Source organism: Curtobacterium flaccumfaciens UCD-AKU (genome assembly GCF_000349565.1).
In the GTDB taxonomy this organism is placed as follows: domain Bacteria; phylum Actinomycetota; class Actinomycetes; order Actinomycetales; family Microbacteriaceae; genus Curtobacterium; species Curtobacterium poinsettiae.
On sequence record NZ_KB714631.1, the window covers coordinates 1,404 to 10,194 of the forward strand.

The window sequence follows — 8,791 nt, forward strand, 5'->3', positions numbered from 1 at the left end:
GCCCGCCACGGGCCTCCAGTCCCCTTTCCCACACCCCCAAGGAACCCACGTGCGATTCGGATACTGGACCCCGCTCTTCGGCGGCTGGCTGCGCAACGTCGACAACGAGAACATGCCGGTCACCTTCGACTACGTGAAGCGCCTGGCGCAGCGCGCCGAGCGGATCGGCTTCGACCTGACGCTCGTGCCGGAGCTCAACCTCAACGACATCAAGGGCACGGCGGCGCCCTCGCTCGAGGCGTGGTCCCTCGCGGCGGCGATCGCGGCGACGACCGAGCGCCTGGAGATCATGGCGGCGATGCGTCCCGGCTACCACCTGCCCGCGGTGACGGCGAAGCAGGCGGCGACGATCGACGACATCTCGTGCGGCCGGTTCACCTTCAACGTCGTGAGCGCCTGGTGGGCGGAGGAGGCGAAGCAGTACGGCGGGATCTTCTCGGAGCACGACGACCGGTACAAGCGCACCGCGGAGTTCGTCGAGGTCATGAAGGGCCTGTGGCGCGAGACCCCGTACTCGTTCTCGGGTGAGTACTACGACATCGAGAACGCCCACCTCGAGCCGAAGCCCCGCGTGACGCCGCGCATCTACGCCGGTGGTGAGAGCGAGGCCGGCAAGGCCGCGATCACCGGGTACGCCGACGCCTACCTGACCCACGGCGGCACGGCCCCGGAGCTCCGCGCGAAGATCGACGAGATGAAGCGCCGCCGCGTCGACGCCGGGCTGCCGCCGTTCGAGGCGTTCGGCATGGCCGCCTACGTCATCGTCCGGGAGACCGAGGAAGAGGCGCAGGCCGAGTTCGCCCGGATCACCGACGTGCAGCACGGCACGGCGTACGAGTCGTACCAGGACTTCATCTCGAAGTCGCAGCTCGAGCACGTGCCCTCGCTCGAGGACTACTCGGTGTCGAACCGCGGCCTGCGCCCCGGGTTCGTCGGCACCCCCTCGCAGGTGGCCGCCCGCATCAAGGAGTTCGAGGACGCCGGCGTCGACACGCTCCTGCTGCAGTTCTCGCCGCAGCTCGAGGAGATGGACCGGTTCGGCGAGCAGGTCATCCCACTCGTCCGGCCGACGGCCCCGACCACCCCGACCGCCGCGGGTGTCTCGGAGCCGGTCTCGTGAGCACCGAGGACGACTGGGCCTTCGAGACCCGCCAGATCCGCGCCGGCTTCAAGGCCGACCCGGGCTGGGGCGCGAACGTGCCGCCGATCGCACAGAGCGCCGCGTACGTGTACCCCTCGGGCGAGGACGCGGCCGCGCGCTTCATGCTCGACGCCCCCGGCCACACCTACACGCGGGTCAACAACCCGTCGGCGGCAGCGCTCGAACGCCGGATCGCCGACCTCGAGGGCGGGATCGGCGCGCTGGCGCTGGCGTCCGGGCAGGCGGCGACCTCGCTGGCCGTGCTCGGTGTCGCACGCGCCGGCGACCACGTGGTGTCGAGCGCCTCGCTGTACGGCGCGACCTACACGCTGTTCGCGTCGACGCTGCGGGACCTCGGCATCACCTTCACGTTCGTGCAGGACCCGACCGACCTGTCCGAGTGGGCGGCGGCGGTGCGTCCGGAGACGAAGGCGTTCTTCGGCGAGTCCATCCCGAACCCCCGCGGGGACGTCCTGGACTTCGCCGGGGTCTCCGGCGTCGCGCACCGGGCAGGTGTCCCGCTCATCGTCGACAACACCATCGCGACGCCGTACCTGGTCCGCCCGATCGAGCACGGTGCCGACATCGTCGTGCACTCGGCGACGAAGTACCTGGCCGGACACGGCAGCGCCATCGCCGGGCTCATCGTCGACAGCGGGAACTTCGACTGGGCGGCCCACGCCGACGCCTACCCGCAGCTGGCCACGGCCGAGCAATCCGGGTTCGCGAACACGAACTTCGCCGAGAAGTTCGGGCGGCGGGCGTTCATCCAGCGCACCCGCTCGAAGCTCTCCGCCGACCTCGGGCCCGCGATCGCACCGTTCAACGCGTTCCTGGTGCTGCAGGGCATCCAGACCCTGTCGCTCCGCATGGACCGGCACGTGTCGAACGCCGCCGCCGTGGCCACCTGGTTGGACGCGCACGACCAGGTCGAGCACGTGCACTACGCCGGCCTGCCGGACTCGCCGTGGCACCACCTGCAGCAGCGCTACGTGCCGAAGGGGCCGTCGGCGGTGCTGTCGTTCGACCTGGCCGGCGGGGTCGCTGCAGGCCGGCGGTTCGTCGCGGCGCTCGAGCTGTTCGACCACGTCTCGAACCTCGGGGACGTCCGCTCGCTCGTCGTGCACCCGGCATCGACCACCCACGTGCAGATGACCTCCGCCGAGCGGGCGGCCGCCGGGGTGGGGGACGGACTCATCCGCCTGTCGATCGGCCTGGAGCACATCGACGACATCACCGCCGACCTGGCGCGGGGCTTCACGGCAGCTGCAGCGGGATAGGTTGGGGGCATGACCACGTTGGCCGCCCCGACCCGCGTGCGGACGCGCGCCCCCGGCAAGATCAACGTGTTCCTGTCCGTCGGGGCGCTGCAGGACGACGGCTACCACGACGTCGCCACGGCGTACCAGGCCGTGTCCCTGTACGAGGACGTCACCGCCGAGGCCGCCGACGACTTCTCGGTCACCTTCACCGGCCCGATCGACACGCGTGCCGTGCCGGTCGACGAGTCGAACCTGGCGATCCGTGCGGCCCGGCTCGTGGCCGACGCGGCCGGACACCGCGGTGGGGTGCGGCTGACCATCGACAAGCAGGTGCCCGTCGCCGGCGGCATGGGCGGTGGCTCCGCAGACGCGGCCGCGACCCTGCTCGCGGTCGACACGCTCTGGGGCACCGCGCTGGGGCGTGAAGAGCTGCTCCGGCTCGCCGCGCAGCTGGGCGCCGACGTGCCGTTCGCATTCGCCGGCGGCACCGCCGTGGGCACCGGGCGCGGTGACGAGCTGAGCCCGGCGCTGGCCAAGGGCGAGTTCCACTGGGTCCTCGCCCTGAGCGACGACGGCCTGTCGACCCCCGCCGTCTACCGTGCGCTCGACGAGCACCGGGAGCGGTACCGCGCCGACATCTTCCCGGCGCCCTCGCACCCCGTGGTCGAGGCCAACGTGCTGCAGGCCCTGCGCGCGGGCGACCCCGACCTGCTCGCCGACTGCGTGCACAACGACCTGCAGGCACCGGCCATGCGCCTGCAGCCCCGGCTCGCGGCGACGCTGGAGCTCGGTGAGAAGTCCGGTGCCCTGGCCGGCCTGGTGTCCGGCAGCGGACCGACCGTGGCGTTCCTGGTCGGTGACCGTGACGCCGCGCTCGAACTGCAGGTCGAGCTCAGCGCCGCCGGCCTCGTCGCACTCCGTGCCACCGGCCCGGTGCACGGCGCACGCGTGGTGCACTGACCCGTCGCTCGACCCGGTCGGCCGACGGTCGGCGTCCCACCGTCAGCGGCTGTACTTCCAGAGGATGACCGTGCCGGTGTGCCAGTAGCGCACGACGTGGAACCCCTCGGCCACGAGCGTCTCGGTGACCTGCGGCCGGATGTTCCGTGACTTGCCGCCGACGAACCACACGGTGTCGATGCCGGAGAGCCGCGCGGGTACCGTCTCCGCGACGTCGCCGTTGACGTCCCAGAGCTGCCCGCGTGCGGCGCCGGTCTCCGTGACGGCGAGGTCCCGCATGCCGGTGAACGCGTCGGGGTAGGTGTCGGCGATGACCTGCGCGGTGGTGGTCGGGTGCCCCCAGACGCTGCCGAAGACGACGCCCTCTTCCTGGTCCGTGCGCCAGTCCCGCTCACGATCGATGATCGCCGCCGCGTTCGCCCAGTGCGAGTCCTGCTTGGCGTGGGGCAGGCGGACGGTCGTGCTCGTCGGCGCCGACACCAGCAGCATGCCGACGACCGCGAGCACCACCCACCGGCGGGGACGGATCGCGGTGATCGCCAGGCCGATGAGCAGCGCGACGAACGGCAGGCTCAGGCTTGCGTACTTCGGCGTGTACAGGTGCTCGCCGGCCGCGGTCGCGCCGACCAGCAGCGCGGTGGGCAGGATCGTCAGCGGGACTGCGACGCGGACCGCCTGCATGCGCAGCGCTTCGCGGGCCGCGGGGGCGGGGCCCCGGGACGCGCGGACGGCGAGCACGACGGCGACGGCCATCAGGACCCACCCGAGCGCCGCGTACGGCCACACGGCCCCGAACCAGGCGGTCGCGACGACCTGTCGCACCGTTGCCCAGCCGACGCCGGTGATCCAGCCGACCTGCTTGGCCTGCCCGGCCGCCAGGACGATGAACGGTGACACCACGAGCGCGGCCCCGACGGCGGCGACGCCCCAGCGGACGAACGCCGCGCGGTCCACCATCGGCGCCGGCACCGGACCGGTGCGCTCGGACAGCACGGCGTCGCGCCGCGCGGCACGGTCGGCGACGGCCGTCCAGAGCAGCACGACCCCGTGCGCGACGACGGCCAGGGCCAGGTACACGTTGAACAGCACGGCCAGCACGGCGAGCAGCCCGTAGACGACCCACCACCGGGTCGCGTGGTGCCCGGACCGGCTGCGTCGGACCGCGGTGATGCCGACCAGGGTCAGCGCGACGGCGAAGGTCGTGACGGTGGCGTACGGGCGTCCTTCGCCGCCGGCCCAGGCGACGCGGGGCAGCAGCAGGAACACGATGCCGGAGACGACGCCCAGGCGGACGCCGCCCAGCCGCCGGCCCAGGGCGACGACGAGTCCGGCCGACACCCCGATGGCGAGTGCGCTCGGGAACCGCAGGGTGAAGGGGGAGTACCCGACCAGGGTGAACCACACGTGCATCACCGCGTAGTAGAGACCGTGCACCGCGTCGACGTTCTGCAGCTCGGCCCAGAGCGCCGGCCAGCTCCGCTGTGCGCTCGCGACGGTCGCGGCCTCGTCGTACCAGACCGACGGCACCCAGGCGAAGGCGGCCACGACGACGACACCGAGCGCGCCGACGGTGATCTCGGGCGTCCGTGCGAGGGCCCGGACAGCGGCGACGACGAGCGCCCAGGCGCGTGCGCGCACCGACGAAGCCGACGTCGTGCGTCGGATCGGGACGGTGCCGGTACGCGGGGAACTCACGCCCGCGACCGTACCGATCTGCTCTGGGGATCCGCCGCGTCCGGGCGCTGAACTCTCACATGCACGAGTTCGGTGCGACGGGCCAGAATGACGGGATGGAACCCCTCGTCGCCCCTGTCTCCGCGCTGTCCCCGGGGCGGGCGCAGCTCGGTTCGCGCACCGCGGCGCTCGCCGACGTCGGGACGACCGGGCTGCGACGCCTGGCCACATCGCGCATCCTCGTCGTCGGGGCCGGCGGGCTCGGGGCACCGGTTGTCGCGTACCTCGCCGGGATCGGTCGGCTCACGGTCGTCGACCCGGACGTCGTCGACGCCTCGAACCTGGCCAGGCAGACGCTCTTCACGGCGGCCGACGTCGGCTCGCCGAAGGCGCAGGTCGCGGTCGCCCGGGCCGTCGCCGTCGACCCGGAACTCGACGCGGTCGCGGTGGTCGGGTCGTTCACGCCGGACCTGGTCGCCGGGCACGACGTCGTGGTCGACGCCGCCGACTCGGTCGTGGTCACCCGCGCCGTCTCGGACGCCTGCGCCGCGGCTGGTGTGCCCTTCGTGTGGGGCACCGTGCTCGGCCACGACGGGCAGGTCAGCGTCTTCCGCGACGCCGGACGAGACGGTGTCGACTTCCACGACCTGCACCCCGACGCCCTGCCGGACGAGGGGTCGTGTGCCCTCGACGGGGTCGTCCCCGCCCTGTGCGGCGCGGTCGGTGCGGTGATGGCCGGGCAGGTCCTCGCGCTGGTCACCGGCACCGGCGACCCCCTGCTCGGCCGCGTCCTGACCGTCGACGCCCGCCGCTGGCGCTGGACCGAGAGCCCCGTCCGTCGCGGCCCCGCCTCGCGTCGCCCGGCACCCGCGGCCGCCGCCACGCCGCCGCGCATCGCGCCGTCCGCCCTGGCCGCCCGGGTGGCGGACCCGGCGGACCCGCTGGTCGTCGTCGACGTCCGGACCGCCGAGGAACGCGCGGCCGGCGTGGTCGCCGGTGCCGTCACCGACGACACCGGCGGGGACGAGGTCGTCGTCTACTGCGCACGCGGACCCCGTGCGGACGCATGGGCGGCCAGACAGCCGGCCGGGAGGCGCGTGGCGGTGCTCGACGGCGGGTTCGAGGCCTGGCGTCGCGAGGGGCTGCCCGTGGCGATCGAGCACCGGTCCTGACCCAGCCCGGTCACCAGCACTGCCCTGGCCGCCGCATCCGCGGCTAGGATCGGTGGATCATGACGCAACTGCGGGTACGGGACGCTGCGGCCTTCCTCGGGATCAGTGACGACACCGTGCGTCGGCTCGTCGACGGCGGCACCTTCACCCGTGCCACGGACGACGCTGGGCGGGCGGTGGTCGACGGGCGCGAGGTCGCTGCGTACGCCCGGGAACGCAGCTCCGAGCTGACTGACCCGGCAGCGGCGGTGACGAGCTCGGCCCGCAACCGCTTCGTCGGGATCGTCACCGACCTGGTCGTCGACACCGTGATGGCGCAGGTCGAACTGCAGTGCGGCCCGCACCGGGTGGTGTCCCTGATGAGCGCCGAGGCCGTCCGCGACCTGGGGCTCGAGATCGGGTCCGTCGCGGTGGCGTCCGTGAAGGCCACGATGGTCGCGGTCGAGGCGCCCACCCGACACGAGGACGAGCGATGAGTCGTCGTCGCCTCCGGTCCGCCGCCGCACTGGCCCTCGCCGTCGCCGTCTCGACCGGGCTCGCCGCCTGCACCGCTGCAGACACGGGCCCGGGCGCGTCGACGCCGTCGGGCTCCGGGACCGAGGGACCGACCGGCTCGATCACCGTCTTCGCCGCGGCGTCGCTCCAGCAGACCTTCACGACCCTGGGCAAGGAGTACGAGCAGGCGCACCCCGGCGCCTCGATCCGGTTCTCGTTCGCCGGGTCGAGTGACCTCGTGAGCCAGATCCAGAACGGCGCTCCCGCCGACGTGTTCGCGTCGGCGGACGAGGCGAACATGGCGAAGCTGTCGTCGGACGACCTGGCGAGCGGATCGCCGCAGGACTTCGCCACGAACACGCTCGAGATCGCGGTCGCACCCGGCAACCCGAAGGGCATCTCGGGGCTCGACGACCTGCGCGCCCGGGGGGTGCAACTCGTCACGTGCGCCGCCCCCGTGCCGTGCGGTACCGCGGCCGCGAAGGTCGAGCGAGCCGCCGATGTCGACCTGCGCCCGGTCAGCGAGGAGCAGTCCGTCACCGACGTCCTCGGCAAGGTGGAGTCCGGGCAGGCTGACGCCGGGCTGGTCTACGTGACCGACGTGCGCGGCGCGGACGGCAAGGTCGACGGCGTGCCCTTCGTCGAGTCCGGGGACGCCGTCAACACCTACCCGATCGGCGTGCTCCAGCAGTCCGCCGACCCGGAGCTCGCCCAGGCGTTCGCGGAGTACGTCCGCTCCACCGGCGGGCAGCGCGTGCTGTCCGCCGCGGGCTTCGGGAAGCCCTGACCCGTGGCGCCGCGCACTGACGGACGGCCGCCGGTCGCGTGGTGGCTCCCGCTGCCCGCGGTGCTCGGCGGACTGTTCGTCGTCGTGCCGGTGCTCGCGATGCTCGGTCGGGTGGACTGGTCGTCGTTCGTCGGGCTCGTGACCTCCACCGCGTCGCTGACCGCGCTCGGGCTCAGCCTCGGCACGGCGCTCGCGGCCACCGGGGTCGCGTTCGTCCTCGGGTACCCGCTCGCCGTGCTGTTCGCGCGGTCACGCTCACGCTGGGTCGGTGTCGCACGGGCGGTCGTGCTCCTGCCGCTCGTGCTGCCGCCGGTGGTCGGTGGCCTCGCGCTGCTCGCGGCCTTCGGTCGGCTCGGGGTGGTCGGAGCGTTCCTCGACGACCACGGGCTGCACATCGCGTTCACCACGACCGCGGTGGTCATCGCCCAGACCTTCGTCGCGATGCCGTTCCTGGTGTCCTCGGTCGAGGGGGCGCTCCGTGTCGAGGGCGACCGGTACGAGCGGGTCGCCGCGACCCTGGGCGCCGGGCCGACCCGGACCTTCCTGACCGTCACGACGCCGCGGGTCCTGCCGGGGATCGTGTCCGGGCTCGTGCTCTGCTTCGCCCGGGCACTCGGCGAGTTCGGCGCGACCCTGACCTTCGCCGGCAGCCTGCAGGGGGTCACCCGGACCCTGCCGCTCGAGGTCTACCTGCAGCGCGAGGTCGACCCGGACACCGCGGTGGCCCTGGCCGTCGTGCTCGTGGTGGTCGCCGTCGTGGTCATCGGGGCGTCGTCGATCCGCACCCGCGGAGCACTGGCGTGACGGGCGCGGAAACCGTGGCCGTCCGGGCGCACGTCGTCGTCGGGTCGCGGGACGTCGACGTCACGATCGAGGTCCGTGCGGGGGAGTGCGTGGCGGTCATCGGGCCGAACGGTGCCGGCAAGTCCACGGTGCTCGAGGCCCTGGCCGGACTGCTGCCGATCGACGCCGGCCGGATCGAACTCGACGGCGTCCGCGTGTCGGACCCACGGCACACCGTCCCCGCACACCGCCGCCGGACCGGGCTCGTCGCACAGCGGTCCGACCTGTTCCCGTTCCTCGACGTCGTCGGGAACGTCGCCTTCGGACCCCGTGCTGCCGGCGCCGGTCGCGCCGCCGCCCGGGAGCGTGCCCGCGATGCGCTCGACGCCGTCGGGGTCGCCGACCTGGCTGCCCGCGACCCCCGGACGCTCTCCGGCGGTCAGGCGCAGCGCGTCGCGATCGCCCGCGCGCTCGCCACCGACCCCGCGGTGCTGCTGCTCGACGAACCGACCTCGGC

9 protein-coding genes are annotated in these 8,791 nt (G+C 73.4%); 8 read left to right on the plus strand and 1 reads right to left on the minus strand.

The annotated features are described in order from the left end of the window. Nucleotides 1–49: 49 nt before the first annotated feature. From H489_RS33735 to H489_RS33745, 3 genes are read left to right on the plus strand one after another with little or no spacing between them, the layout of a single operon-like run. Nucleotides 50–1,120 carry an LLM class flavin-dependent oxidoreductase gene (locus H489_RS33735; protein ID WP_017888277.1) on the plus strand — a complete coding sequence of 357 codons (1,071 nt, stop codon included), beginning with the start codon at nt 50–52 and terminating at the stop codon, nt 1,118–1,120. After that, nucleotides 1,117–2,421 carry an O-acetylhomoserine aminocarboxypropyltransferase/cysteine synthase family protein gene (locus H489_RS33740; RefSeq protein WP_017888278.1) on the plus strand — a complete coding sequence of 435 codons (1,305 nt, stop codon included), beginning with the start codon at nt 1,117–1,119 and terminating at the stop codon, nt 2,419–2,421. The genes H489_RS33735 and H489_RS33740 overlap by 4 nt, the downstream gene beginning before the upstream one ends. 9 nt (nt 2,422–2,430) lie before the next feature. Further along, nucleotides 2,431–3,363, plus strand: a complete 933-nt coding sequence (locus tag H489_RS33745) for a 4-(cytidine 5'-diphospho)-2-C-methyl-D-erythritol kinase (protein ID WP_017888279.1) — start codon at nt 2,431–2,433, stop codon at nt 3,361–3,363. Nucleotides 3,364–3,405: 42 nt separating this feature from the next. Here H489_RS33745 and H489_RS33750 read toward each other — a convergent pair whose 3' ends face one another. Continuing rightward, nucleotides 3,406–5,058, minus strand: a complete 1,653-nt coding sequence (locus H489_RS33750) for a glycosyltransferase family 39 protein (protein WP_017888280.1) — start codon at nt 5,056–5,058, stop codon at nt 3,406–3,408. 95 nt (nt 5,059–5,153) lie between these two features. On the opposite strand from H489_RS33750, the gene H489_RS33755 reads away from it, so the two are divergent. The 5 genes from H489_RS33755 to H489_RS38680 all read left to right on the plus strand — a co-directional run. Then, a complete protein-coding gene (locus H489_RS33755) occupies nt 5,154–6,209 on the plus strand; it encodes a ThiF family adenylyltransferase (RefSeq protein ID WP_040420048.1) in 1,056 nt (351 codons plus the stop codon). 59 nt (nt 6,210–6,268) lie between these two features. After that, entirely contained in the window at nt 6,269–6,685 is a 417-nt protein-coding gene (locus H489_RS33760; protein WP_017888282.1) for a TOBE domain-containing protein, read from the plus strand. After that, nucleotides 6,682–7,491 (plus strand): molybdate ABC transporter substrate-binding protein, encoded by an 810-nt coding sequence (gene modA, locus H489_RS33765; protein ID WP_017888283.1) that lies wholly within the window; start codon nt 6,682–6,684, stop codon nt 7,489–7,491. Before H489_RS33760 ends, modA begins: the two co-directional genes overlap by 4 nt. 3 nt (nt 7,492–7,494) lie before the next feature. Continuing rightward, a complete protein-coding gene (locus H489_RS33770; protein WP_017888284.1) occupies nt 7,495–8,295 on the plus strand; it encodes an ABC transporter permease in 801 nt (266 codons plus the stop codon). Further along, nucleotides 8,292–8,791, plus strand: a 500-nt coding sequence (locus H489_RS38680; RefSeq protein WP_017888285.1) for an ATP-binding cassette domain-containing protein, incomplete at its 3' end; no start/stop codon positions are given. The genes H489_RS33770 and H489_RS38680, both read left to right, overlap by 4 nt.

Coding starts and splice junctions, on each gene's coding strand:
- H489_RS33745 (WP_017888279.1), top strand. CDS start 2,431: ATGACCACGTTGGCCGCCCCGACCCGCGTGCGGACGCGCGCCCCCGGC.
- H489_RS33755 (WP_040420048.1), top strand. CDS start 5,154: ATGGAACCCCTCGTCGCCCCTGTCTCCGCGCTGTCCCCGGGGCGGGCG.
- H489_RS33760 (WP_017888282.1), top strand. CDS start 6,269: ATGACGCAACTGCGGGTACGGGACGCTGCGGCCTTCCTCGGGATCAGT.
- modA (WP_017888283.1), top strand. CDS start 6,682: ATGAGTCGTCGTCGCCTCCGGTCCGCCGCCGCACTGGCCCTCGCCGTC.